At 51.3% G+C, this 26,272-nt stretch carries 24 protein-coding genes and 1 pseudogene; 18 read left to right on the top strand and 7 right to left on the bottom strand.

Features of this window, described 5'->3' with window-relative positions; genetic code table 11:
• Nucleotides 1-154: 154 nt before the first annotated feature.
• The 5 genes from BUB68_RS03430 (at nt 155) to BUB68_RS03410 (ending at nt 7,644) form a co-directional block, all read left to right on the top strand.
• Nucleotides 155-787: a phosphatase PAP2 family protein gene (locus BUB68_RS03430; protein WP_256625713.1), complete on the top strand. Its 633-nt coding sequence runs from the start codon at nt 155-157 to the stop codon at nt 785-787.
• A gap of 97 nt (nt 788-884) precedes the next feature.
• Nucleotides 885-2,225 carry a tRNA (N6-isopentenyl adenosine(37)-C2)-methylthiotransferase MiaB gene (miaB, locus tag BUB68_RS03425; RefSeq protein WP_073088403.1) on the top strand — a complete coding sequence of 447 codons (1,341 nt, stop codon included), beginning with the start codon at nt 885-887 and terminating at the stop codon, nt 2,223-2,225.
• A 71-nt stretch (nt 2,226-2,296) separates the two neighbouring features.
• Nucleotides 2,297-4,894: a DNA mismatch repair protein MutS gene (gene mutS, locus BUB68_RS03420; protein ID WP_073088402.1), complete on the top strand. Its 2,598-nt coding sequence runs from the start codon at nt 2,297-2,299 to the stop codon at nt 4,892-4,894.
• Nucleotides 4,891-6,831, top strand: a complete 1,941-nt coding sequence (mutL, locus tag BUB68_RS03415; protein ID WP_073088401.1) for a DNA mismatch repair endonuclease MutL — start codon at nt 4,891-4,893, stop codon at nt 6,829-6,831. The genes mutS and mutL overlap by 4 nt, the downstream gene beginning before the upstream one ends.
• 18 nt (nt 6,832-6,849) lie before the next feature.
• Nucleotides 6,850-7,644, top strand: a complete 795-nt coding sequence (locus BUB68_RS03410; protein ID WP_073088400.1) for a class I SAM-dependent methyltransferase — start codon at nt 6,850-6,852, stop codon at nt 7,642-7,644.
• A gap of 48 nt (nt 7,645-7,692) precedes the next feature.
• Here the strand turns inward: BUB68_RS03410 and BUB68_RS03405 are convergent, their stop codons facing one another.
• Nucleotides 7,693-8,259 (bottom strand): hypothetical protein, encoded by a 567-nt coding sequence (locus tag BUB68_RS03405; RefSeq protein ID WP_143188071.1) that lies wholly within the window; start codon nt 8,257-8,259, stop codon nt 7,693-7,695.
• Nucleotides 8,260-8,388: 129 nt separating this feature from the next.
• On the opposite strand from BUB68_RS03405, the gene BUB68_RS03400 reads away from it, so the two are divergent.
• A complete protein-coding gene (locus BUB68_RS03400) occupies nt 8,389-8,709 on the top strand; it encodes a TIGR04076 family protein (protein ID WP_073088398.1) in 321 nt (106 codons plus the stop codon).
• Here BUB68_RS03400 and BUB68_RS03395 read toward each other — a convergent pair.
• The gene (locus BUB68_RS03395) at nt 8,706-9,599 is read right to left on the bottom strand and encodes a DMT family transporter (protein ID WP_081371837.1); all 894 of its coding nucleotides are present in this window, start codon (nt 9,597-9,599) and stop codon (nt 8,706-8,708) included. The genes BUB68_RS03400 and BUB68_RS03395 overlap by 4 nt on opposite strands.
• Nucleotides 9,600-9,665: 66 nt before the next feature.
• Between BUB68_RS03395 and BUB68_RS15195 the strand changes: the two genes are divergently transcribed.
• The 6 genes from BUB68_RS15195 to ruvC all read left to right on the top strand — a co-directional run bounded on the left by BUB68_RS15195 (nt 9,666) and on the right by ruvC (nt 14,226).
• Nucleotides 9,666-9,818, top strand: coding sequence for a hypothetical protein (locus tag BUB68_RS15195; RefSeq protein WP_178139456.1), 153 nt, complete (start codon nt 9,666-9,668; stop codon nt 9,816-9,818).
• On the top strand, nt 9,815-10,936 hold the full coding sequence (ald, locus tag BUB68_RS03390) for an alanine dehydrogenase (protein WP_073088396.1): 1,122 nt from the start codon (nt 9,815-9,817) through the stop codon (nt 10,934-10,936). The genes BUB68_RS15195 and ald overlap by 4 nt, the downstream gene beginning before the upstream one ends.
• 28 nt (nt 10,937-10,964) lie before the next feature.
• Complete coding sequence (locus BUB68_RS03385; protein WP_081371836.1) at nt 10,965-11,687, top strand: class II aldolase/adducin family protein; 723 nt, start codon at nt 10,965-10,967, stop codon at nt 11,685-11,687.
• 59 nt (nt 11,688-11,746) lie between these two features.
• Nucleotides 11,747-12,817, top strand: coding sequence for an S-methyl-5-thioribose-1-phosphate isomerase (gene mtnA, locus BUB68_RS03380; RefSeq protein ID WP_073088440.1), 1,071 nt, complete (start codon nt 11,747-11,749; stop codon nt 12,815-12,817).
• A gap of 122 nt (nt 12,818-12,939) precedes the next feature.
• A complete protein-coding gene (locus BUB68_RS03375) occupies nt 12,940-13,671 on the top strand; it encodes a YebC/PmpR family DNA-binding transcriptional regulator (protein WP_073088395.1) in 732 nt (243 codons plus the stop codon).
• Nucleotides 13,672-13,731: 60 nt separating this feature from the next.
• Nucleotides 13,732-14,226, top strand: a complete 495-nt coding sequence (gene ruvC / locus BUB68_RS03370) for a crossover junction endodeoxyribonuclease RuvC (protein ID WP_014424195.1) — start codon at nt 13,732-13,734, stop codon at nt 14,224-14,226.
• On the opposite strand, the gene BUB68_RS03365 is transcribed toward ruvC, so the two are convergent.
• Nucleotides 14,227-14,682 carry a DUF441 domain-containing protein gene (locus tag BUB68_RS03365; protein WP_073088394.1) on the bottom strand — a complete coding sequence of 152 codons (456 nt, stop codon included), beginning with the start codon at nt 14,680-14,682 and terminating at the stop codon, nt 14,227-14,229.
• A gap of 112 nt (nt 14,683-14,794) precedes the next feature.
• Entirely contained in the window at nt 14,795-15,907 is a 1,113-nt protein-coding gene (locus tag BUB68_RS03360) for an SLC13 family permease (RefSeq protein ID WP_073088393.1), read from the bottom strand.
• Nucleotides 15,908-16,040: 133 nt separating this feature from the next.
• Between BUB68_RS03360 and amrA the strand changes: the two genes are divergently transcribed.
• Genes amrA through BUB68_RS03345 form a run of 3 tightly spaced genes read left to right on the top strand, consistent with a single transcriptional unit; the run spans nt 16,041 to nt 18,677 of the window.
• Nucleotides 16,041-17,426, top strand: a complete 1,386-nt coding sequence (gene amrA / locus BUB68_RS03355; protein ID WP_073088392.1) for an AmmeMemoRadiSam system protein A — start codon at nt 16,041-16,043, stop codon at nt 17,424-17,426.
• Entirely contained in the window at nt 17,419-18,252 is an 834-nt protein-coding gene (amrS, locus tag BUB68_RS03350; protein WP_073088391.1) for an AmmeMemoRadiSam system radical SAM enzyme, read from the top strand. The genes amrA and amrS overlap by 8 nt, the downstream gene beginning before the upstream one ends.
• Before the next feature lie 32 nt (nt 18,253-18,284).
• On the top strand, nt 18,285-18,677 hold the full coding sequence (locus tag BUB68_RS03345; RefSeq protein WP_073088390.1) for a C-GCAxxG-C-C family protein: 393 nt from the start codon (nt 18,285-18,287) through the stop codon (nt 18,675-18,677).
• A gap of 209 nt (nt 18,678-18,886) precedes the next feature.
• Here the strand turns inward: BUB68_RS03345 and BUB68_RS15765 are convergent.
• The 3 genes and pseudogenes from BUB68_RS15765 to BUB68_RS03330 form a co-directional block, all read right to left on the bottom strand.
• Nucleotides 18,887-19,255: pseudogene (locus BUB68_RS15765) on the bottom strand (MCP four helix bundle domain-containing protein); the annotation flags it as partial.
• Nucleotides 19,256-19,373: 118 nt separating this feature from the next.
• Nucleotides 19,374-20,414: a phosphatase domain-containing putative toxin gene (locus tag BUB68_RS03335; RefSeq protein ID WP_073088389.1), complete on the bottom strand. Its 1,041-nt coding sequence runs from the start codon at nt 20,412-20,414 to the stop codon at nt 19,374-19,376.
• Between the two features lie 502 nt (nt 20,415-20,916).
• Nucleotides 20,917-21,795, bottom strand: coding sequence for a hypothetical protein (locus tag BUB68_RS03330; RefSeq protein ID WP_073088388.1), 879 nt, complete (start codon nt 21,793-21,795; stop codon nt 20,917-20,919).
• A 172-nt stretch (nt 21,796-21,967) separates the two neighbouring features.
• Here BUB68_RS03330 and BUB68_RS03325 point away from each other — a divergent pair, with 172 nt between their 5' ends.
• The 3 genes from BUB68_RS03325 to BUB68_RS03315 all read left to right on the top strand — a co-directional run bounded on the left by BUB68_RS03325 (nt 21,968) and on the right by BUB68_RS03315 (nt 26,207).
• A complete protein-coding gene (locus BUB68_RS03325) occupies nt 21,968-23,386 on the top strand; it encodes an AlbA family DNA-binding domain-containing protein (RefSeq protein WP_073088387.1) in 1,419 nt (472 codons plus the stop codon).
• A gap of 118 nt (nt 23,387-23,504) precedes the next feature.
• Nucleotides 23,505-24,494: an SIR2 family protein gene (locus BUB68_RS03320; RefSeq protein WP_073088386.1), complete on the top strand. Its 990-nt coding sequence runs from the start codon at nt 23,505-23,507 to the stop codon at nt 24,492-24,494.
• An 18-nt stretch (nt 24,495-24,512) separates the two neighbouring features.
• A complete protein-coding gene (locus tag BUB68_RS03315; protein WP_143188069.1) occupies nt 24,513-26,207 on the top strand; it encodes an ATP-binding protein in 1,695 nt (564 codons plus the stop codon).
• The last annotated feature ends 65 nt before the right edge of the window (nt 26,208-26,272 follow it).

The following is a 26,272-nucleotide window of genomic DNA, read 5'->3' as shown; positions in this document are numbered from 1 at the left end:
GATTTTCCGTTGCCGCTGATTTATGTTATACTGATAAAACAAAAAAACTTTAAAGGAGTTGTTTCCTACGAAACGAATACCACTGATCATCATGCTTAATCTGTTGGGGATGGGGCTGTTTTTCAGTTGGAGCGTCTGCCGGTATGGGGGGGACATGCAGGGCTTTTGGCCGGTTATCGACCAGAACGTATTTTTCTTTTTCAATGGATGGTTGGGGGAGAATCTGGCTTTCCGTTATGTGGTAGCGTTTACCAATCTGCGCGTTTTTGACACCATCAGTTTCCTGAGCATGCTGGCTATCTTTGGCTGGCATTACCGGAAGATGGACAAGGCCGGGCGGCGGTGGATGCTATGCATGGGAGTGGTTATCCTGCTGACGGCGGTTATCGGCAAGCAGTTCGATCTGGCCTGGAATGTGGAGCGGCCCAGTCCTACCATGTTCTTCACGGATTTGGGGACACCTGTGCTGCGGGTGTCGGAGCTTACCGGCTGGCCAGCCAAGGATTGGTCAAGTTCCAGCTTTCCCGGAGACCATGGCATGTGCCTGCTTATTTTCTGTTTCTACATGCTGCGCTATTTTGGCTGGCGCACGTTCATGGCCGGGCTCATGGTTGTCGTGCTGTTCTCTTTGCCCAGAGTCATGTCCGGGGCCCACTGGTTTACGGATATCGCAGTGGGAGCAGCCAGTGTGAATCTTATCGTGCTCAGCTGGATGCTGCTTACACCGGCATCGGATAAGATCATTGCCTGGCTGATGAAAAAAATGCACTGGCAAATGCTATCGTAAAAGAAGATGGTATGCTCTTTTTTCATGGACAAAAGAGGGTTCTTTTGTTACAATATTTTATTGAGTTATATTTTACAAAAGGACTGAATAAGCAAGTATGAAGATAATAGATGGCAAAGCACATCACTATGTCAAATTCCTGGTTTATGGCTGCCAGATGAATGTTTCCGATGCTGAGCGCATGGCGGGACAGCTGGCTGCCATTGGTTATGAGCGCCTATCTGATGATGCGGCTATGGATGAGGCGGATCTGCTCATCATCAACACCTGTGCAGTGCGGGAAACGGCAGAAGACAAGGTCTATGGCAAGATTGGTGAGATCAAGGGTCTCAAGCGCAAGCATCCACAGCTGATTTTCGGCATTACGGGTTGCATGGCCCAGAAGGAAAGCGACAGCCTTATCAAGCGGGCACCCCATATCGACTTTGTGCTGGGAACCAGCAAGGTGCATGAGCTGACGAAAGTCGTGCAGGAAATTGAGCAGGAACGCGGTCACATCGTAGATACTGACCTAACGGAGACGGAATTGCCCGATGGCGGCCCTATTGCCCGTCAGGGCAAACTCTCGGCATGGATTCCCATCATGTATGGCTGCAACAATTTCTGTACTTATTGTATCGTGCCTTATGTGCGCGGCCGGGAGCGCAGCCGCCGTCCCGAGGATGTGGTAAAGGAAGTGGAGCAGGCTGTCGCGCAGGGCTATAAGGAAGTTACCCTGCTGGGCCAGAACGTCAACTCCTACGGCAAGGATCACAAGCTGGCCACCTTTGCGGAACTCCTGAAGATGGTGGATAAGGTAGAAGGCATCAAGAGGGTGCGTTTCATGACCTCTCATCCGAAAGACTTGAGCGATGAGGTCATCGATGCCATTGCTGAAGGCGAGCACCTCTGCGAGCATATCCATCTGCCGGTGCAGTATGGCAGCAACCATCTGCTGAAGGCCATGAACCGCGTCTATACGGTGGAAAGCTATAAGGAACTGGTGCAGAAGATCCGGGCGCGGATTCCGCAGGCTTCCCTGACCACGGACCTAATTGTGGGCTTTCCGGGAGAGACGGAAGATGACTTTGCCCAGATGCTGGACTTCCTGAAGGAAATCCGCTATGATTCGGCGTATACCTTCATCTATTCCAAGCGTTCCGGCACGCCGGCGGCCACGATGGAGAACCAGGTGGATGACGCCGTGAAGAAGGAGCGCCTCAACGCTCTGATGGCCGTGCAGAACCAAATCAGTCTGGAAATCAATCAGTCCCTGCTGGATTCCGTGATGGAAGTCATGGTGGAAGGTCCCAGCAAGAACGACGAGACGGTTTGGACGGGCCATACCCGCACGAACAAGATTGTGCTCTTTGATCATCAGGATGAGCAGCCCGGTGATTTCATCAACGTAAAGATTACCCATCCGCAGACCTGGGTGTTGAAGGGTATTCGTGTATAATCATTTGTAATGGAGAGCTCCCTCACTGTGCGAGGGAGCCTTTCTGACTTTTAATTGGAGGTAACGCTTACATGGAACTTACGCCCATGATGCAGCAATATCTGGCCACCAAGGAACAGCATCCTGAGGCCATTCTCTTTTTCCGTTTAGGCGATTTTTATGAGATGTTCTTTGATGATGCCCGTATCGTTTCCAAGGAACTGAGCCTGACGCTGACCAGCCGCAATGGCAGTACGGATAAAGCGCCGATGTGCGGCGTGCCTTATCATGCCGCTGAGGGCTATATCAATAAGTTGGTCAGCCGTGGCTACAAGGTGGCTATTGCCGAACAGATTGGCGATCCTAAGGCCAAGGGCCTGACCAAACGGGAAGTCATCAAGATCATCACGCCGGGTACGGTGCTCTCCGAGTCCGCCCTGAAGGATTCGGCCAATAACTATATCGCCCTGATTCATGAGAAAGGCGAGCAGATTATCTTAGCTGGTGCCGATATCTCTACGGGCGAATGCTTCTATGGCATCTATGGCGGCGGCAGCCGGGAACAGATGCTCTATGACGAGCTCTACCGTCTGGCCATGCCGGAACTTTTGGTAGTGGGGACGCCTTCCTTCCGGGAGCAGCTGCAGGAATTCACGGATTTGCGCCTGCCCAACACTTCCTATACCAATATTCCCGAGGTTTCTCCGGCGGTAGAAGATAGGATCATTGAGCATTTTGCGGCCGATGTGCGCCCCAGCGATGAAGGTGCCAAGGAAGCGGTGGCCACTCTGCTGGATTATCTGCATGCTACCGTCATGACGGATCTGACGCATCTCAATCAGCTGAGCTTCTTGGATGCTTCGGAAAATCTCGTCATCGATACCTATACCCTGCGCAATCTGGAAATCACCCGGAATCTGCGGGATGGGGGCAAGAAGGATACCCTGCTCGATGTGCTGGACTTCACCAATACCGCCATGGGCAGCCGCCTGCTGAAAAAATGGCTGGAATATCCGCTTTTGAACATCCTGCCCATCAATCAGCGGCTGGATGCCGTGGAAGAGCTTACGAAGGACTTTGCCCTGCGGGGCGGCCTGCGGGAAGCCTGCAAGGATATCCATGACTTCGAGCGCCTGTTGACGCGCATTGAGGTGGGCACGGCCAATGCCCGGGATTTGATTGCCCTGAAGATTTCCCTGATGAGCCTGCCTTCCATAAAAAATAAGATGGCTGATGTGCAGGCCAATGTGCTGGTCAACTGTCAGCAAAATATCCATGTCTTTGACGATTTGGTGGATCTCCTGCAGCGTTCCATCGTGGATGAACCGGGGATTTCCCTGCGGGATGGCGGTATCATCAAGGACGGTTACAATGCGGACTTGGACGAATACCGCCGCATTGCCCATGACAGCAAATCCATGCTGCAGGAAATCGAGGAGCGAGAGAAAGAAGAGACAGGCATCCGCTCCTTGAAAATCGGCTACAACAAGGTCTTTGGCTACTATATCGAAGTGCGCCATAGCGGTGCGGATCTGGTGCCGGATAGATACATCCGCAAGCAGACTTTGGCCAACGCCGAGCGCTATATCACCGAGGAGCTCAAGGAGTTTGAGACCAAGATTCTCGGTGCGCAGGAAAAGATTGTCAGCATTGAGTACAATCTCTTTACCGAGGTGCGGGAAGTCATCAAGAGCCGCCTGACGGAAATTCAGGGCACGGCTCATGAGATTGCCATCGTGGATGTGCTCACGAGCCTGGCCGAAGCCGCCGTATCTTATAACTACGTGCGGCCCCGCATGGTGAATAACGGCGAGATTGACATCAAGGACGGCCGTCATCCGCTGGTGGAACGCATCCTGACGCGGGATTTATTCGTGCCCAATGATACGAAGCTCAATCATAGTAACTGCGAAATCATGCTGATTACCGGCCCTAACATGGCAGGTAAATCCACCTATATGCGGCAGACGGCTTTGCTGACACTGATGGCACAGATTGGCAGCTTCATCCCCGCAAGGGAAGCCGCCATTTCGCCGGTTGACCGCATCTTTACCCGTATCGGCGCCAGCGACGATTTGGTCAGCGGGCAGAGTACCTTTATGGTGGAGATGAACGAGGTGGCTCAGATATTAAAATATGCCACCAAGAACAGCCTCGTGATTCTCGACGAAATCGGCCGCGGTACGAGTACCTTCGACGGCATGAGTATTGCCCGGGCCGTGATTGAACATATCGAGCAGAAGGTTCATGCCAAGACGCTGTTTGCGACGCACTATCATGAACTCACGGATCTGGAAGATGATATCGTCAAGAACTACTGCGTGGCCGTAAAGGAGCGGGGCACGCAGGTGGCCTTCCTGCGGCGCATCGTGCCCGGGGCGGCGGATAAATCCTACGGTATCCATGTGGCGCGCCTGGCTGGCCTGCCCAAGACCGTGACCAAGCGGGCGGAGGATATTCTTGCCGAATTGGAATCGGAAGCTGCAACGGCAGTGCCGGCAGCGGAAAATACCAAGGCGGCTGCAGCGCAGAGTAGCCCTGCACCTATGGACATGATGGGCTCGCTCTTTGCGAACAGCCTGAGCGATAAGCTGATGTCGCTTGATGTAATGACCATGACGCCATTGGAGGCCATGAACGAACTCTATAAACTGCAGGAGCAGGCGAAAAGGGAGGCAGGACAAGCATGACCAGGATTCATGTGCTTGACGACAATACCATCAACAAAATCGCCGCAGGCGAAGTGGTGGAACGTCCGGCATCGGTTATCAAAGAATTGATTGAAAACGCCATGGATGCGGGAGCCACCCGCATCGAAGTGGAAATCATGGCGGGAGGCACTTCCTTTATGCGGGTGACGGATAACGGCAAGGGCATGAGCAAGGAAGATGCTTCCGTGGCCATCCTGCGCCACGCTACCAGCAAGATTCAGGAGGTTTCGGACCTCAACAACATCTCCACCATGGGCTTCCGTGGCGAAGCTTTGCCCACCATTGCCTCTGTGTCCCGCTTTACCATGCTGACGCGGGAGCCGGGCAGTGATTTGGGCACAAAGGTGGAAATCAGCGGCGGCAAGGCGCCGGATATTATCGAAACGGGCTGTAATATCGGCACCAGCATCAAGGTGGAGGACTTGTTCTTCAACACGCCTGCCCGCAAGAAATTCCTCAAGACAAATCATACCGAGGGCGGCAAAATCAACGATTTCATCGTCAAGCTGGCCCTGTCCCGTCCCGATATTGCCTTCCAGTTCATCAACAACAACAAGACTTCGGTGGTGACACCGGGTAATGGCAATCTCTTCGATACGGTGCAGGCCATTTACGGCGGGCAGGTAGCTGACTCCCTGCTGACCCTGAAATTGGAGGATGAGGACCTGAAAATTTCCGGTTTCATCACCAAGCCCTCTATGCTCAAGAGCTCCCGCAGCTGGCAGACCTATATCGTCAATGGCCGCATCATCCAGAACCGGGCCATTGCCAAGGCCATCGATAACGCTTACCGCTCCTTGATTCCCAAGAGCGGCTTCCCCTTCACGGTGCTGAACATCGAGGTGCCTCAGCGCACCATCGATGTGAACGTGCATCCCCAGAAGAGCGAGATGAAGTTCGAGGACGAAAGCCGCATCTTCAAGGCCGTATATAAATCCGTGCTGGACGCCATCCGTCCTAGTACGGGCAGGCTCACGGAAGTGGCGGCCGTGGTGGAAAAGCCGAAGGTGGAGTATAGCATGGAGCCCATGCAGTTCGTGCCCGCCAGTGCACCGGCGCCGGTAACTGCTGCCGCGGCTCCTGCCAGCAGCAGGCCCCAGGGCAATTACCAGCCGAAGACCATCTATGAAGCGGTCAACCGTCCGGCCGTGAAGCCGGCAGTCAGCTTTGCCGAAGCCCAGGCGGAACTGCAGAAGGAACGGCAAGTCCATTACAATCAGCCGGAGCGCAGGGAACAGGTAGCTGACAGCCAAACTGACTGTCAGATTGATATGTCAACAGTTGACGTGTCAAAATCTGACCAGTCAACTGTTGACATGTCAGATGCTGACTGGTCAGGCCGGATGATTCCCATCGGTCAGGTGGATTTGACCTATATCATCGCCCAGGACTTGAAGGGGCTCTATATCATCGACCAGCACGCTGCCCATGAGCGCATCCTGTTCGACAAGCTCTCCGCCATGGCGGACGGCATTCCCTCCCAGCAGCTATTGGTGCATCAGCTTTTGACCTTCGACCGGAAGGAAGCGGCCATGGTGGAGGAGAACAAGGATTTGTTTGCCCAGCTGGGCTTTCATATGGAGGCGGCAGGGGATTTGGACTACCGTCTGATGGAAGTGCCTGCCGATGTGCCCGTCAGTGAGGCTGAGGATATCATCCGGGAAATCCTGACGGATTTAAGCAATATGCACGAAACCACCGCCAAGGAAATCCGTCAGGCCTGCCTGGCAACAACTGCCTGCCGGGCCGCCATCAAGGCTGGCGAGGAACTCAATATGCGGCAGATGGAAATCCTGCTCGAGGAACTTTCCACAACGGCTTTCCCCTATACCTGCCCGCATGGCCGGCCGACCATTTTGAAATTCAGCAGTGAAGATTTAGCCAAGATGTTCAAGCGGACAGGCTTTGGCTTTTGAGAAAGTGATGGATAGATATTGAACGAAAACAAATTGCAGGCTATTGCCACTACCGGCCGTAAATGGAACCGGCCCAGCGAGAAGCTGGCCCGGGAGATGGCAGAAAAATTGGGGATTCCCTATGCCGAGCGCGGGCGGGAGGCAATCCCCGACCTTTGCCAGAGCTATGATGCCAGATTTGCCCTGGTGGCGAAAAAGGGCCTGTTGACGCTGGTGACACCAGAAGCAGAGCTCTTCTTCCATCCCAATATGGCCCATCTGCGGCTCAAGAACCTGCGCTTTGGCGATGGCGACCGCATGGCCGAAGCCATGGACTTGAAGCCCGGCATGGATGTGCTGGACTGCACTTTGGGCTTTGGCGCCGATGCTATCGTGGCCAGTTCTGTGGTAGGAGACAGCGGCAGCGTCACGGGCCTTGAATCCCAACCCCTGATTGAAGCGGTGGTGGGCCATGGCCTGGCCAATTACGATAAGGATACCGATACGGTTATCGCCGCTATGCGCCGGGTAAAGACTCATTGCATTGAAGCTTACGATTACCTCAAGGCTCAGCCAGATAATTCCGTGGACGTCATCTACTTTGACCCCATGTTCCGACATCCCTTTGCGGAAAGCAAGAATATTGCACCTCTGCGCCCTGTGGCCAATAAGAATCCGCTGACCTTGGAGACCATTGCCGAGGCCCGCCGCGTGGCCCGGCATAGAGTAGTGCTCAAGGAATCCAGCAAGAGCCGGGAATTTGCCCGCCTGGGCTTTCCTGACATGGCTGGCGGCCGATACAGCAAAGTCCGCTATGGCGTGATGAAACTATAAATGACAAACAGCCTTTGACCAGATAATTGACTGGTCAAAGGCTGTTTGTCATGTGGTGGATTTTTTTACAACCCCGGGATTATTCTTGAGGAAGGATTCCCTCACCTGAGAATAGGCCCATTCGCAAAGTTCCTGCCATTGTTTCTGGTCACGCTTCATGGCCTTGACGCTTTTCCGCATATAGCGCACGTCTGTGGGATGGTAGAAGATGTAGTAATGCCCCTTGTCGTCCTGCGCGAAAAATTCTGCTCCCGGGATATCATCGCGCAGGAGTTCCTGCATTTTCTCCTTCGATACATAGCCGATGCTGAACAGCCAGCCTATTCCGGAGTCTGCCGGATAATCCTTTTTGCCCGCCTCCACAGACGCCTTTTCATAGACGGCAAAGAGGATGCCCTCTTCCTTGCTGGTGGTTTCCGTTATCAACCGCTGGTCATAGGCAGCCGGGATTTCCAGTTTCAGGCCCTGATTCTCATAGACAACCGTCTGGCTGAAGTCAGCCTTGGCAGCCGCCTGGGCCACGCCTCCGTCCTGCCAATACAGGCCATTTGTTCCCAGAGGACAGGCGAAGGCAGCGGCAATCGCCACCGATAAAAATAACTTCCTGTACTTCATATCCATCAACCCTTTCTGCCACATTCAAGGTAAATTGACTCATTGCCATGGTTCCACACGAAGCAAATGATTTCCTGCTGGCTGGGGAAATATGCTAAACTTATGGTAGTGAAAAGAGGAGGTGCTGGCATGAAAAAAGTACGGATAACGGTGGTGAGGAAGGCTTGCTATCCTGATTTGATGGCAAAATACGAAAACCCCATAGAGCATGCCTGTGATATTGAGGAAGGGGCAGTGTTCATCGCCAACGGCTGGCAGCGGCCGGAGGGCATGTGCGAAAGTGCCTGGGAATCCATGTCGCCTTTTGTCATGGGGCTGGCCCATGGTGCAGAAGATTTTTACGATGGCTGGATGAAAAATCCCCGCTCGGCTATGATTTCCTGCAACGACGGCTTTCGACCGGTCAGTTTCCTGCTGGAAACCATGGATGAGGAAGCAGAGTCGTGTTAGGGATTGCTTTTGCGGCGGGACAGCAGGAAAACTGTGCCTAGAATAAGGCCGGTGCCCAATATATCTATCAGGCCGAAGTTGGCGTTGAGGAAGAGGAGAGACAGGACAATGGCAGACAATGGTTCCACCGAGCCTAAGATGCTGGCTTCGGATGGCTGGATATAACGGATGCTGCCGAGATAACAGCCGAAGGCCATCACGGTGCCGAAGATGATGACGTAGGCATAAATAACCGCAGACAATGGGGTTATGATGCCCGTGAATTGCCAGGGCGGGCAGAACGGTGTCAGAATCAGGCCGCCTGCCAGCATGCCCCAGCCAATGATCAGGGTAGGCCGCCATTTGCGGATCAGGCGTTTGGGTTTCATGGTGTAAAAGGCGGCAGCTACTGCCGAAGACAGCCCCCATAGCAAGGAGGCAAAAGGAATGGATAATGTTTCCAAACTGCCATGGGTTACCAGCAGGAAGGTTCCGCCCACCGCCATGGCCACGCAGATGAGTTCAAGATGTTGAGGCAGTTTGCGGGTAGTCAGGGCAGTATAGCCCACAATGATTACTGGCATCAGATATTGCAATATCGTACCGGCGGCGGCATTTCCCAGCTTTATGCAGGCAAAGTAGGTATATTGCACGGCCAGCAGGCCGAAGACCGCGAATAACAGCAAATCGATAGTATCCTTCTTATCATGCCAGATAAGGAGGATGTTTTCTTTATAACGCCAGTAGTCGATGGCCAGCAGGATTACGCCGGCCAGCAGCATCCGCGAGACGACCAGCCAGGCCGTTGAGAAATTGCAATCCTGCAGCAGATATTGTCCGGCCACACCGCTGCCGCCCCACATAGAGGCGCCAAGACAGACCATCAGCAGGCTTTTTTTACGTTGGTTCAATGATTTAGCTCCTTTATTTGATTGCATTATCGGTATGTCCACTATCTTACCATGAAAGCAGGCATATTGACAGTCAAAGTTGCTGGCAATATGTATGCAGTTTTCTTTTTATCAGAACCGATTGATTGGACATTCGCTTCAATTGACGGCAGGAATTCAGGGCTGGAGGAAGAACATATTGAAGAGAAAATGCTTTATGGTAAGGGGGTTATATTATGATTATCGGTGTATCCAAGGAAATCAAGAACAATGAAAATCGTGTGGGGTTGACGCCGGCGGGGGCAGAGGCGCTGGTCAAGGCGGGACATAGGGTGCTGGTCGAGACGGGCAGTGGCCTGGGCAGCGGCTTTGCAGATGAAAGCTACGCTGCTGTGGGCGCCGAACTTTTCCCGGATAAGAAGCAGCTTTTCGATGAGGCTGAAATGATTGTCAAGGTGAAAGAACCGCTGCCATCCGAGTATGACTTGTTCCATGAAGGGCAGCTGCTCTTTACCTATCTGCATCTGGCCGCCGAACCGGAATTGACAGAGGCTCTGCTGAAGCATAAGGTTACGTCTGTGGCCTATGAGACAGTGGTAGGCCGGGATGGACGGTCCCTGCCTTTGCTGGCGCCGATGAGTGAGATTGCTGGCCGCATGTCTGTACAGATTGGTGCGCAGTTCCTCGAAAGCCGTTATGGTGGGGCGGGTGTCCTTTTGGGCGGTGTCAGTGGCGTGGCACCGGCACAGGTGGTCATCATTGGCGGCGGTGTCGTAGGCACAAATGCCGCCAAGATGGCCGCAGGTTTGGGTGCCAGAGTGACGGTCATTGACCTTTCAATCGAGCGGCTGCGCTATCTGGATGATGTGTTCGGCGGGCGCATCGCCACGGTTAGTTCCAACAGCTTCAACATCGCCCAATGGGTGCGGGAGGCGGATCTGCTCATCGGCGCCGTGCTGGTGCCCGGAGCCAAAACGCCCCAGCTGGTAACAGAAGAGATGGTCAAGACAATGAAGCCGGGCTCGGTCATCGTGGATGTAGCCATTGACCAGGGCGGCAGCATTGCCACCTGCGATCATGTGACCACCCATGAGAATCCTACCTTTGTGAAACATGGCGTGCTGCATTACTCGGTGGCCAATATCCCTGGGGCCGTAGCCAGAACCTCCACGCTGGCCCTGACCAACGCTACGCTTCCCTATGCCTTGAAATTGGCAGAAAAAGGCTGGTGCAAGGCCTGTAAGGCAGACGCAGGCCTTGCGCAAGGGCTCAATACCATAGAAGGCAAGCTGACAAATCTCCCCGTGTCAGAAGCATTGGGAATTGAGTATGTGGACAAAGCAGGATATCTGAAATAATGGACGGAAAATTATGAGGTGATGCTTCATGGGGAAAGGAAAACAGTATCCTACGGATGCGGAAGCGAAGCGGCTGATTGTGGAAATCGGACGGCGTATGTATCAGAAGGATTTCGTAGCGGCCAATGATGGCAATATTTCCTGCAAGGTGGATGCAGAAACGCTTTGGACAACGCCCACGGGCGTTTCGAAAGGTTTTATGTCGGAAGACGAGCTGGTCAGGATGCGTCTGGATGGAACAATCCTCGAGCAGGGGGAACGGGCGCCCTCCAGCGAGGTAAAGATGCATCTGCGCATCTATCAGGAACGGGAAGATGCTGCGGCGGTATGCCATGCCCATCCGCCTGTTTCGACGGCGTTTGCCATCGCGGGCATGGCGCTGAATCAGGCGATTTATCCGGAGGCGCTGGTGAACTTAGGCGTGGTTCCCTGCGTGCATTATGAGCCACCGGGTTCGCAGGGTATTCCGGATTCCATTGCGCCCTATGTCCGGGACTACAATGCTGCGCTGCTGGCCAACCATGGGGCTGTGACCTGGGGAACCTCGCTGATGGAAGCCTGGTATCGGCTGGAGGCTTTGGAGCATTACGCCAAAATCGTCATGTACACGCAGAATATTATCGGCAAGGCGAATGTGCTTTCCCATGAGCAGGTTGATGAGGTCATCCGGATTCGGGAAAAGCTGGGCATCACCTCTGGCGGGATGCCATCCAGTGCGGATACACCCAGCAATCTCAAGGATATGGTCTGAGCGAGGAATGGTTCACTTAATGGAGGGAGATAATCGTGGCGGAACAGGGAAAAAGCATCATGCAATATGAGACGGTGGCCTTGGATGAGCAGGAAGGCGCTTTGCTGATCATCGACCAGACAAGACTGCCGGGAGAAGTAAACATCCTGCACTTGAAGGAGCAGAAGGATATCTGGCAGGCAATCTATCTCCTGCAGGTACGCGGTGCACCTGCAATCGGCGTGGCGGCTGCTTTCGGCCTGTATCTGGCAGCCAAAGACATTCAGGCCGATACCTGGGAGCAATTCTATCCGGCCTTCCAGCAGGCAAAGGATTATTTGAATTCATCCCGTCCGACCGCTGTGAATCTTTCCTGGGCGCTGAACCGGATGGCAAAAATCGCTGAAGCCAACAAGGAAAAATCCATCCCGGAAATCAAGGAGTTGCTGCGGAAGGAAGCGGTGGCCATCAAGGCTGAGGATGTCTGGATGTGCCGGCAGATTGGGGAACACGGCCTGACGTTGATCAAAGATGGTGATGGTATCCTGACGCATTGCAATGCGGGGCAATTGGCTACATCCAAGTATGGTACGGCCTTGGCACCGATTCATCTGGGACGGGAACGGGGCATGAACATCAAGGTGTTCTGTGATGAGACGCGCCCTTTGCTGCAGGGGGCCCGCCTGTCAACCTTCGAACTGCTGGCCGATGGTGTGGATACCACCGTGATTTGTGACAATATGGCTTCGCAGGTCATGAAGAACGGCTGGATTGATGCCGTGTTTGTCGGTTGTGACCGCGTGGCGGCCAACGGAGATGCCTGCAACAAGATTGGAACCTCCGGCGTGGCAATCTTAGCTAAGTATTATGGCATCCCCTTCTATGTGTTGGGGCCGACATCTACGATTGACATGAGCATCGAAAAAGGTGAGGACATCGTGATTGAACAGCGTCCCCCTGAGGAAGTGACGGAAATGTGGTATCAGCAGCGTATGGCACCGCAGGGAGTAAAAGTCTACAATCCTGCCTTTGACGTTGTCGATAATGCCCTGATTGCCGGTATTGTCACGGAATATGGCATTGCCAGACCACCCTTCCGGGAAAGCCTGCAGGAGATTTTCCGGAAAAAGCAGGAAAATATTCCGCGCTGACAGCTCATGATAGTATGCTGTGCGAATTTGACGAAAAGGGGGAATCGTAGTATACTGTTAGAGTTATTAACGAAAATTTCCTCACTTTTTGAGGGTAGATAAGCAAAAGGAGCGAATTCTGCATGTCAGGACATTCTAAATGGGCCAACATTAAACGTAAGAAGGGTGCCAATGATGCCATCCGTGGCCGTATCACCACGAAAATCGGCCGTGAAATCACCATTGCCGTACGCATGGGCGGCGGTGACCCGACGGGTAATATGCGTCTGAAGCTGGCTCTTTCCAAGGCAAAGGCCAACAACATCCCGAAGGACAACATCAACCGTGCTATCCAGAAGGGCCTCGGTGCTTCTGAGGGCAGCAACTACGAAGAACTCACTTACGAAGGTTATGGCCCGGCTGGTACGGCTGTCATGCTGGACATCCTCACGGATAACCGCAACCGTACGGCTGCTGACGTGCGCCACCTGTTCTCCAAGTTCGGCGGCAACCTCGGTCAGGATGGCTGCGTAGGCTGGATGTTCAACAAGAAGGCTATTTTCGTGGTAGAAAAAGAAGTTTTCGGCGACGAAGACGAGCTCATGGAAATCGTGCTGGAAGCTGGCGCTGACGACATGAAGGACGAAGGCGATGTATTCGAAATCACCGCTGAACCGGATGCCTTCGATGCCATCGAAGCTGCTCTGGCTGAAAAGGGCATTGAGACTGCTTCCGCTGAAATCACCATGGTTCCGGAAAACACCGTAAAACTTTCCGGCGAAGATGCAGAAAAGATGCAGAAGCTCGAAGACGCTCTGGAAGACAATGATGACGTCCAGAACGTATACAGCAACTACGAAACCGACGAAGACTAATAGAACGCACAAAAATGGGCTCGTTACGAGCCCATTTTCTTGTTCACGGAAAGGATTTTTATGTTAGCACTAGGAATTGACCCCGGTACTGCCATCTGCGGTTTTGGCCTGGTGGAATCCCGCGGCAGCCGCCTGATTCCCATCAAGTATGGTTCTGTCTTCACTTCGCCCAAGATGCGCATGGAAGACCGGCTGGTCAAGATATATGATGAACTGGATGCGCTGATGAAAGAGTATAAGCCCGATATCATGGGCATTGAGAAACTCTTCTTCAACCGCAATGTCACCACGGCAATCCCCGTAGGCCAGGCCCGTGGTGTGGTGCTGCTGGCAGCGGCGAAAAACAATATCCCCATCGTGGAGCGCACGCCGATGCAGATCAAGCAGGATGTGACAGGCTATGGCAAGGCAGACAAGAAACAGGTCATCTACATGGTGACTAAGCTCCTGCACCTGCCCGAGCCGCCTAAACCCGATGATACCGCCGATGCTCTGGCGGTAGCCATCTGCACGACCTATTGCATGGGCAATGCTGCTTTCCGCAACAGCCTTTGATCAGCTGAATGACTTCATCAGCCAGAGAATGAAATAGGTCAGGCCGCCTGCGATAAGCGGGCCTACGGCTACACCGTGGAATAGGAGCACGCCTGCCATCGTGCCGATAATCAGCGCCGGAATCACATCCGGCGTATTTTTTAAGAGTTCCACGCCGCCGCCACCGGCAATAGCGGCCAGAAGCCCGGCCACTATGGCAATGATGCCCGCATGGGTGCGGAAGGCATCGAGCATGGTCTGGATGGTGATGGTGCCGTTGGCAATGGGCACGAGGATGGCGGCAGTCAGGATGATGATGCCCCAGTTCAGGCCCTGCGAACCCAGCGCATTCAGCGCCGAGGTCAGCCCCAGGACCTTCAGACCCAAAACGATTGCTGTGGCATAGACCACTGTCATATTATGCCCCACATAACTGAGCAACAGTACGGCAATCAAGGTAATATATTCGATATGCAAAAGAATCAGCTCCTCTTATAATTTTACTCTATTATTATACACGAGAATACCCGCTTAAGGAAATCCGGCAGCAAACAAGCCTTCCCGTCAGGGAGAGGCTTTGCATGTCCGGTCATCCGGCAATATAGAGATAATAATAACCCAGCAGCAGGGCCAGCACTGCCAGATTGCTGCCCGTGAAAGTCAACAGGTAATAGCCCGGCTTGCTGAAGCGTGTCTGCAAGTAAGCCTTGAAGGAAATCACGCTGGCCATGGAGGCGATGATGGTGCCAAGCCCGCCGATATTCACACCCAAAAGCAGTGGCGTATAGGCATCGGTATAGCTGGCCAGAAGGACCGTGGCGGGAACATTGCTCAAGAGCTGACTCAGGAGCAGGGATACCCAGAACTCATGTCCGGCCAGCATCTTTGCCGGCCAGCTCTGAAAGAATTCGATATGGCTGAGGTTGCCCACGCCGATGAAGAGCAGGGCAAAGAGCAGGAGCAGCTTATAATCCGCTTCCCTGAACAGCTGGCGGTTCAGCAGGAGCAGTCCCGGCAGGACGATTGCCGCCAGCACAGGGAAGTCCAGCAGATGCACCACATGGAGCAAGCAAAGGGCGAAGAGGACGAGAAGTGGCAGGATTTTCCTCCAGGGAAGTCCTGCCTCCTGACGGGCTGGCAAGGGCACATCACAGTCTGGCAGCAGGAAGGTGGCCAGATAGATGGCTGCACCACTCAGCAGGACGATGGGCGCTGTGATGGCAAGGAAATCCGTCGGTTCCAGTCCATAATGGGAATAGATGAAGAGATTCTGCGGATTGCCAATCGGTGTCAGCATGCTGCCAAGGTTGGCGGCAATGGTCTGCCAGCAGACTGTGGGCACGATGAGTCGGATGCGCCGGGCCTCGGTGAAGACCATGATGGCCAGCGGCACGAAAATGATCAAGGCCACATCATTGGTAATCAGCATGGAACTGAAATAACAGCTGAAAATGAAGAAACGTCCCAAAGGCCGTCCTGAAGCACTGCCTTTGAAGAGCTGCTGGAAGATTGCTGCAAAGAAACCGCTGAGCCGCAGGCCGGCCACGATGCACATCAGGAAAAGCAGCAGCCCCAACAGAGGGATATTGATACGCTGGCTGATTTCTACCAGGTTCGGCGGGGCAATAAAACTAGTCAACAGGGCAAAAACAAGCGCCACGGACAAATCCGGATTCTGGCGCAGTTTTTGGTAAATAAACATAGGAAAGCTCCCTTCGTCCGTAATCAAAAACAAAGTATAACATAATTCATTGCGTAATGACAGGGTGAATGATAGAATTTACTTGATGGATAACGTGCATTTCCCTATATTTATGGAAAACGAGGTGTAGGCTATGGCATTGTCAGGAACTTGTGTAGTACCTCATCCGCCGCTCATCATCCCTGAGATTGGGCGCGGTGAAGAGAAGGGGATTCAGGCGACGATTGATGCTTATCAGGAAGCAGCTGCCTGGGTGGTGGCCAAAGAACCCGAAACCATCATCATCACCAGCCCTCATGCGAAAATGTATGCCGACTATCTGCAGATTTCGTCAGGCCCTGGAGGGCAAGGGAGCTTTGCGGCCTTTGCTCATCCGGAACTGCGTTTTCGGGCGGCTTATGATGAAGATTTTGTCCACCATTTGACCAAAATGGCAGATGAAATCAAACTGCCCGCCGGCACCTTGGGGAAACAGGATGGCGGCCTTGACCACGGCACCATGATTCCCTTGTATTTCATGCAAAAGGCGGGGTTCAAAGGCAGGATTGTCCGCATTGGCCTGTCGGGGCTGTCCCGGGATGCACACTATGCCTTGGGCGTGCTGATTGCCCAAACGGCGGCCAAATTGAACCGGCGGGCGGTGCTCGTGGCCAGTGGCGACCTGTCGCATAAACTGAAGGCCGATGGCCCTTATGGTTTCGATCCTGCTGGGCCGGTATTTGATGAACGCATGGGTGCGTGCTTTAAAACTGGTGACTTTTTGCAGCTTTTGACCACACCCGCAGAATTGGCAGATTCGGCGGCAGAGTGCGGCTTGCGTTCCTTCTGGATCATGGCTGGTGCCTTGGACCGCCATCAGGTAGAGGCAAGACTGCTGGCGCAGGAAGGGCCTTTCGGCGTGGGCTACGCCGTGGCGACATTTGACCTGTCAGATCATGACGAAAGACGTAATATCGGGGAACAGGCGGCGCAGCTGCATCGGGCAGAGATGGAGGAACGGCGCGAGCGTGAGGATGCGTATCTGGCTCTGGCCCGTTATTCTTTGGAATACTATGTGCGGCATGGCAAACGCGCACCACTGCCGGATAAGCTGCTGCCGGAATTGGCCGGTCAAAAAGCAGGGGCCTTTGTCAGTATCAAAAAAGACGGTCAGTTGCGCGGCTGTATCGGTACGATCTTGCCAGCGAGAAATAATCTGGCCGAGGAAATCCTCTATAATGCGGTATCGGCCGGGACAGGAGATCCTAGATTTTCGCCGGTCACCGCAGATGAATTGCCGGATCTTGTCTATGATGTGGATGTGCTGTCTGTGCCAGAGCCCATCAAGGGTATTGATGAACTCGACGTCAAGCGCTATGGTGTGATTGTCGAAGCTGGAGACAGGCGGGGGCTGCTGTTGCCGGATTTGGCCGGTGTGGATACCGTGGAGCAGCAGGTGGACATCGCCCGGCGCAAGGGCAATATCGGGCCACAGGAGGCCGTGAAACTATGGCGTTTTACGGTGACCAGACATGAGTAAAGCAGAATGCAGGCTTTGTTCCCACCATTGCCAGCTCAGTGAGGGACAAACTGGCTTTTGCCGTACGCGGCGCAATCAGGCGGGTATGATACAGAGCCTCAACTATGGTCAGGTCACGTCTCTGGCCCTTGATCCCATCGAGAAAAAGCCACTGTATCATTTCCATCCGGGCAGTGCCATCCTGTCAATGGGCTCCTTTGGCTGCAATATGGCTTGCTGCTTCTGTCAGAATTATACGATTTCGCAGGGTGGGGCCGAGGAAGTCCGATGGCAGATCAGCCCGGAACAATTGGTAGAGCTGGCACAAGAAACGAAGGTGAAACATGGCAGCATCGGTGTGGCCTTTACCTATAATGAGCCGCTCTTGAGCTATGAATACCTGCTGGATACGGCACCCCGCTTGCGGCAGGCAGGCCAGAAAGTGGTGCTGGTGACCAACGGGCAGATTGAGGCCGAACCTTTGCAAGCGTTGCTTCCCTATGTGGATGCCATGAATATTGACCTCAAGACATTTTCGGCGCTGACCTATGAGAAATTAGGCGGCGATTTGGCATTGGCCCAAAGTACCATCAAGATGGCCGTGGAAAATGGTGTGCATGTGGAAGTTACGACGCTGGTTGTCCCGGGAATCAGCGATGATACAGGTGAATTCCGTGCGGAAGTGGATTGGCTGGCTGCAGTCAGTGAGCAGCTGCCCCTGCATTTGTCACGCTACTTTCCGCGCTATCGCTATGATGCACCAGCAACTCCGCTGGAAAAACTTTACGAATTCCGGGATATTGCCCAAAAGAAGCTGACATATGTGCATTTAGGAAATGTGCGTTAGATATGGATTATATTTTAGGAGGAAACAGCAGAATGGAAAATACGATGACGAGAGCAGAACAGGCTGTAGTTTACAAGCGCAAATGCAACTGTGCACAGGCAGTATTGCTGGCCTTTGCTGAAGAAACCGGCAAGAACGAAGAGGAACTCATGGCTTTGGGGTCCGGTTTCGGCAGCGGCATGGGCGGTATGGAAGGTACCTGCGGTGCTTTCTGTGGAGCCGTCATGGCATTGGGGATGCTCAATAAATCCGACAAACCGAGCAAGATGATTGCCAAGGAAATGATGCAGGAATTCGAGGACATGTCCGGCGGTGCCACCATCTGCGGTGACCTCAAGGGAATCAAGACCGGCAAGATGCTCTGTTCCTGCGATGATTGTGTCAGACATGGCGTGATCGTGCTGGAGAAACACTTGGACGCATGATTCTGATTGGTAATAAGGGGCTGTTGCATGAGTGAGAAATTACTTATGCACAGCCCCATTAGCTTTTCAACTTGACGATATCTTAAAAGTAAGAGCAAAATACAGGAATTTTGAGCGCAAGACACTAGACGGTCTGAAAATCGTCTTTGTTTCTTGCGCTCCTTGACGAGCGATTCGATCTGCTTGCCCGTCTGGTAGAAATCGTCCCAAGCCTTGTTCGCTGCCTCGACGCGCTCCGGTACGCCCTCGACCCCCTTTGCTGTCTCCGTATAACCGTCCATGAGGTCACGGAAACGGCTGTTGATACCCTCGATGGTCTTGATGTTCTTCTGCTGCGCCTCCGCGTCCTTGCTGTCCGCGAGGTTCAGCTCATGCGTCTGCAGGTCGCGCATGAGATACTTCATCTCATCGACCGACTGCATGTTCTTGAGCTTCTGGTTATACATCTTGCTCATGCGGTAGTTCGCCTGGTCGAGCATACTGTACCCCGTATAGCCGACGGAGAGCAGCGCGACCGCCGCGATAACCGCAAGAATGAGGATCTTGAATGATACCTTGATGTCGTTGATCCACCCCATAAAAACCATCCTTTCTTCCTTTGCTGCCGTCAATCATCCCTGACCGGCGCAGCATCCGCCGCCGCGCGTCCCGTGCTGGCAGCGCCATTTCCCTGACTCCGGGCCGCCGTCTGCGCTTTTACGCCTTCGCCGGATGGCTCTTGAGCCAGACCGACCACGGCGTCTGGTAGCCATCCGCGCGGTTCTCCTGCACATAGCGGTAGAACTGCTCGATCATCACGATCTTTTCCCTATAATATTTCGTCTTCCAGCTATCTTTTTCCTTCGTCTTGATGGGGAACTCCCCGTAGTAAAAGCCGCCGATCTCGTGCTGGCGATAGAGGATGTCCTTGAGCGATACGGACGGGTTCTTCAGCATATCCGTCATGACCATGAACGCCGTCGTGCGGCCGACACCGGCCTCGCAGTGGAAATGGAGCCAGGCATCCTGCGGCAGTGTGCGGTAGAACGCGAGGAAGCGGTCGATGTTCTCTGGCGTCGGCCAGACATGATCCGTCGCCGCGATGCGGAAATAGCGCATCCCAGCTTTCTCGGCAACTTCTTGCTCCGTCTCTGCGTTCTCTACGCGACGAACCTCGCCGCCCTCAGGGAGCTTGTGCTTGCCGAGCGGCGCGATGTAGACCGTTTGGTGGAGCGCTGCGTGCAAGCGGTGCCGCTCGTCGGCGAGCGCCTCATGCTGGCTCTTGCCGAGATTTGCCCAGTCGCGCTCGCCGTACCAGCTCACGGGGATGCCGTCGAGATAGCCGTGCGACTCCTGACGCAGGTCGACATCGTAGATGGGGCCAGCCGTCTTCTCCCGCAGCTTCGCGACGACATTCTTGAGCTGCGCCGGCGTGAACGCGGAACTGCCCGAGATATGGAGCGCATCCATGCCCTCGCGCGACGGTACATACGCGGCGTCGAGATGGAATTTCTTCTCCGGCGCGCGCAGCGCGTCAGCCGACGTGCGGAAATTACGCGGCAACGCCTCCTTGCCGTCGTTGTCGAGGCGCCAGACAAAGCCCTCGAAGTCCTGCGGCCGCTCCGCGCGCGCGTAGCTCCCAACGGGCTCCGTCACCGTCTGCTCCGGCGCCTTGGCCGCATCGGCCTGCGGCAGTATCCAGAGGGATGCCCCGACCAAGAGACTGCAAAGAATGGCATGCTTCTGCCAGCATTTCATAACAACTTACTCCTTTACTCCATCCGCGCGTCTGCGCGGAATCCCAATAGTTAGGAAGCACTGATTCATTAGCCCCCCTGCCTTTGCGTATCTGCACGATCCTCTCGTCGCCCTAAAATCCTCAGCACAAATTCGCAAATTCAAGGCACCTCATTTCATCAGCGCTTCCTTAAATGATTTTCCAGTGCCGTAATATCCATACCCCCAATACAATGGCGAAACAGGCGGACGGGGTCATCTTTGCTAATCTGAAATTCAAGATTAAAAGGAAGAAATACTTGATAACTTCCTCCGAAAGACATATAATCTTTCTGTGAATTTAGTTTTTGCATATCTAAATTCTACACCTAATCCCGAGGCATTCAAGCCCCGGGATTATCTTTTTGTACATGAAAAAGGACTGCTGCACGTCACATTACGTGCAACAGCCCCTTGCTTATGCAGTTTTTCATCCAGCTGGTTTACAACGAATAGGGCTGAGATATCATACAGGGAAACATGGTTATTGAGGGGATTTCATGAATTCCAGAGGGGTGCCGCTGTTTTCCTTTTTGTCCTGCCAGGTCAGGACGCCTTCGCGTAATACGAACGTGCTGGAGCCGTCGTTGTAAATCTTCTTGTTCGTGCTCGTGCCTTTTTCCGTATAGGTATAGTCCGTGCGTGTCCCGTTGTCATCACTGAAGAGCAGTGCACCAAAATTATCATAGGTGCAGTGATAGGTCCAACGGCTGCCCTCAGCGGCACTGCTGGCCCATTGGACTTCGACGAGATAACCGCCAGAGGTCTCCCGGCTGATTACCGCAGTGCAGCGGCCACAGCCCCAGACACCCAGATAATCATCGGCCTGTACGCCTTCACTGGTTGCCGCATAGTTGTTCTCGGCATAGCGCACAAAATGGATGGCACCGTCATGTCCGGAACGCATGTCCGTCTGTGTTGCCGCCTTTTCGGTTTTGGGGAAAGCAGCCCATAATTCATTGGCACTCTTGAAGGCAGCATACCAGGGCGAAGCTGTGTCCTTATCCTCAAGGGTCACACCGCCGTCTTCATAAAAAGAATACCAAAGGGATTTTGAGCCATCCGGATGCTTTTCCGCAGTCACTCGGACTTTGCCAAAGGCTTTCCTGTCGGGAGAAACCAACGTATAAGCACCATCCGCATAGATGGTCAGCGTTTGAGGAGCAGTTGCACCTGCCTCCCGCCAAATACCGGCAATGGGCTGAAGACTGCCTTTCCTGACCGCCTTGCCAGCCTGAGCACTGACCGCATGACCATCCGTGGCCAAGACAGGCTCCGCCCCCGCAATACCCCCGACAAGACAAGCCGCAAGACCTACGGCCAGCGCCGGACGAAACGTTTTCCACAGAGTTCTTCTATTCATGATACAGATCACCTCCCTGCCTCTATTATACAAGATGTCGAAAAAGTGCGAAAGATTTTTATGAACATAGTTCTGAGGTTGTGCTTTTAGGCTATATGCTGGCGGTAAGGTGTTATATTACATGGAAATATGATAAAATAATGGGCAGGATGAAAGATAGAGGACGAGTTTTATGAATATCATAGATTTAATTGGAGAAGCAACGGAATATGACAAAAAACAGTCTTTGGAAGTGAAGAAGCCAAAGAGCTGGTTGAAAAGCATCAGCGCATTTGCCAATACCTTTGGCGGTAAGTTGATTTTTGGCATTTGTGATGATGATACAATAGTGGGACTGGAAAATGCCAGAGCAGATGCGGAACTGATTAGTGAGACAATCAAAAATCGCATGAATCCTATCCCGAAATTCAAATTATCGTTTGAAGCCGTGGAAGGCAAAGAACTGATAATTGTTGAAGTTCTGACCGGTGATGAGACGCCGTATTATTATTCTGGTGAGGGGCAGCTGGTTGCCTTTGTACGTTTGGGGAATGAAAGTGTACCCGCAAATCCCATGCAACTGCGTGAGCTGGTAATTCGGGGCAGCGGACAGAGCTATGACAGCCTGCCATCCCGGTTCAAGTTTGAAGATATGGCCTTTACGAAGCTGCGCTCCGTATATAAGCAAAGAACGGGCAAATCTTTTGAGGAAACGGATTTTGAATCCTTTGGGCTGGTTGACCATAATGGTAATTTGACCAATGCTGGTGCACTTCTAGCCGATGAATCGCCGGTAAGACATTCCCGGGTATTCTGTACTAGATGGAATGGCTTGAGCAAAGCGTCTGGCTTGATGGATGCTATTGATGATGAGGAGTATTCAGGTGGCCTTATTTCCCTTTATCAGGATGGCCTAAGTTTCATCATGCGCCATAATCGGAAGGCGTGGCGGAAAACACCCACCCACAGGATTGAATACCCAGATTATCCCCAGCGTGCCGTGATGGAGGGGCTAGTCAATGCCCTGATTCATCGGGATTACCTAATTGTTGGCAGTGAAGTCCATATTGACATCTTTGATGACCGTCTGGAGATTTATTCCCCTGGCGGTATGGTGGATGGCTCATCGCTGGAAGGCCGTGACTTGCGGAATATCTCATCACAGCGCAGAAATCCAGTGCTGGCAGATGTTTTCAGTAGACTGCAACTCATGGAGCGCAGAGGCAGTGGCTTCAAGAAAATACTGGAAGATTATGACTTCCAGGAGCACACGACCGAAGCCCTGATGCCGAAATTTATGGCAGAGCATAGGGATTTCTTGCTGACGTTGTATAATTTGAATTACGTTGAGGGACAGGAGCAGGGGGATAATACTGCAGATGACGGTGAAATGGCGGTGATTGGCGGTGAAATGGCGGTGATTGGCGGTAATATACGGGAGAAAATTATTGAAGCCATAAAAAACGACAATACCATCTCAGCGACACAATTAGCAGAGTTACTAGGCGTTTCCAAGAGGACAACAGAAAGATATATTAAAGAATTGCGAGAGAAGGGATTATTGGAAAGACAGGGGGCAGCTCGTGGTGGCTGGTGGAACCTTAAAGTATAGGGGATAGCTCTTCTTTTGCAACTTCATATACCCATGAGGTGTGAAGTGTTTATGGTGAGGGAGAAAAATCGTACAGATTGTGAGATTATATAATACATACAATAAGAAGGGATAGTAATTGAATAAAGATGAAATATACACAAGAATTCAAAATCAGTTAAGGGATGTGCCATTAATACTAATTGGTACAGGTGGAACAATTCCATATGGTATATCTGGAATGTGGGTTTTAGCGGATGAACTTAAGTCAAAACTTGATAATAAATACTCAAGTGACAAAGCATGGCAGGAGTTTTCTTCAAGACTTGCAAGAGGAATTGATTTGGAGAACGCACTTACAAATCTTCAATTGTCGGAAGAGATTAAGAAATCTATTGTTGAAGTGACATGGCAACTTGTAAGTAGAGATGATATAAAACTTATGCATAAGTGGGCGGCGTCAAATTATAGACCTGAACTTGGTAAAATTATACATAAATTTTATGAAGCAAATCCGCAATGTGTGAATATAATAACGACAAATTATGATAGGGTAATCGAGTATGCATGTGACAAATTTAGAATTCCTATAAATACCTTATTTTATGGGGAATACTATAAGTACTTTTCTACAGATAAAATCAAGAAATCCCAGATAGTTAATATTCTAAAAGTACATGGGTCGTTAGATTGGTTTTTCGATGATTCATCTCAGGTAATATCATTGCCGTTGCAGAAGAATATTCCGACAGATTTATTTCCTGCAATAGTAACACCAGGAACGGAAAAGTATGAAAGAGTATTAAAGCTACCTTTTAGAGATGTGATACATGTAGCGGATGACTTGATTTCAAAAGCTCCTGGATTTCTGTGTATAGGTTATGGGTTTAATGATAGCCAGATTCAGGAAAATATTATTGGAGGCATAAAAATGGGAAAACCAATTACGGTGTGGACTAAGAAGTTATCTCATAGGGCTTTAGATATAATAAAAAAAGCGGGGAAAGAATATATCATCGTAGAGGCGGAAGATAGTAATGATTCCAAAAGTAGAATAATTTTCCCGGATGGTGAAACGTGCCTGGATGAAAAAATTTGGGATATGGAAGGTCTTTTGAAAATTATATAAGATGGGGAGAATGATGTGATGATAATTAACCTTGAAAATGAAAAAATAATTGGGAAGGTTGAGAGCGTTGATACTGCTACCGTTATAGTTCACGTAGAAGACTCTGATTTGTTATCAGTTGTACAGGTAAATAACTTGGTTATAATCAGATCGTCAAAGATGGGGCAGTATCTAATAGGGATGGTTAATAAAATAGTGAGAAAGTATGATTCGCAGAACATGGAGTTATCAGATGAAGAAATAAATACATATGATATTGTCAAGATTACTTTGGTCGGAACACTTATTGAAAAGGCGGGGACGCAAAATAATGTTTTTAAGAGAACTTTACAATCGGTGGCGGATATCGATGCAGATTGTTTTACAATGTCAGCTGAAACGCTCTCTGCTTTTATGAATATGATTTCACAGGGAAGTGTTTTGTCTGAAAATCCACTAAAGATTGGCAAGTTTACGTTGAATGAAAAAGCGCAGGCTTATCTTGATGGAAATAAGTTTTTTCAACGTCATGCTGTTATTACAGGGTGTACAGGTTCGGGTAAATCATATACTGTTGCATCATTGGTCGAACAGGTTGCTAAACTGAAGTCAGCTAATGCCATCCTTTTTGATATTCATGGAGAATATGGGAGTATAAAAGGGGCGGGAATTAAGCATTATAAAATTGCTGGACCGGGGGATTCTGCTAATGAAGGCATAATGTTCCTTCCATATTGGTTGTTGTCGTATGAAGAAATGACATCTATGCTTCTTGATAGGAGTGACAATAATGCACCCAATCAGGCAGCAATGCTTAGTAAATATGTCCTTCAAGGGAAAAAAACATATTTAGTTTCAAAGGGAAAGAAAGAGGTAGAAGCTCAGTTCACTATTGATAGTCCAATTCCCTATAATATATCAGAGTTGATTAACGCTTTGAAAATAAAAGATACGGAAATGGTACCAGGGGCAACAAGGCCTAAACAGGGAGATTACTTCGGAAAACTTTCTCGTTTTATTCAACGACTTGAAAATAAGATAGCGGATAAAAGACTTAATTTTATGTTTTCAAGTGAACGTGTACTTTTAGAATACGATTACATGGAAAAATTGTGCGAAATGCTTTTAGCACCAACCTCAAAAGGTGGTGGAGTCAAGATTATTGACTTTTCAGAAGTCCCTTCCGATGTACTGCCATTGATTGTTTCTCTAATAGCAAGGGTTATTTTTTCTGTACAACAGTGGATGGACAGAAAAGTAATTAATCCCGTTGCTTTGTTTTGCGATGAAGCGCATTTGTATATTCCAGAAAAAGCAAGATATGGAGTGGAAGTGTCAAGTTTGTCTAGTTTTGAAAGGGTAGCAAAGGAAGGAAGAAAATATGGGGTATCATTAGTTGTGATTACGCAGCGTCCATCGGAGGTGAATCGCACTGTTTTAAGCCAGGCTAATAATTTCATAGCGATGAGGCTTACAAATGTTGATGACCAAAATGTAATAAAACGGCTTCTTCCGGATAATCTTGGAAACTATGCGGACATTCTGCCAATTCTTGATGTGGGTGAAGCAATAGTAGTCGGGGATGCAAGTCTTCTTCCAAGTAGGATTGTGGTAGATGAGCCGAATAACAAACCGAATAGTGCAACTGTAGAATTTTGGGATGAATGGTCGAGAGAAAGTGTAGAAGATGGCATTGGAGTAGCGGTTGAAGCATTGCGAAAACAAAGTCGATGACTACCGTAAGAAAAAATATATAAGGAGGTATGATTATATTACAGATGAAGAAGTGAAGGTAATTA

This window comes from Pseudoselenomonas ruminantium, assembly GCF_900142515.1.
GTDB classification, from domain to species: domain Bacteria; phylum Bacillota; class Negativicutes; order Selenomonadales; family Selenomonadaceae; genus Selenomonas_A; species Selenomonas_A ruminantium_D.
The sequence above is the reverse complement of the archived record's forward strand: the minus strand, read 5'-3'. Positions and strand labels throughout refer to the sequence as shown.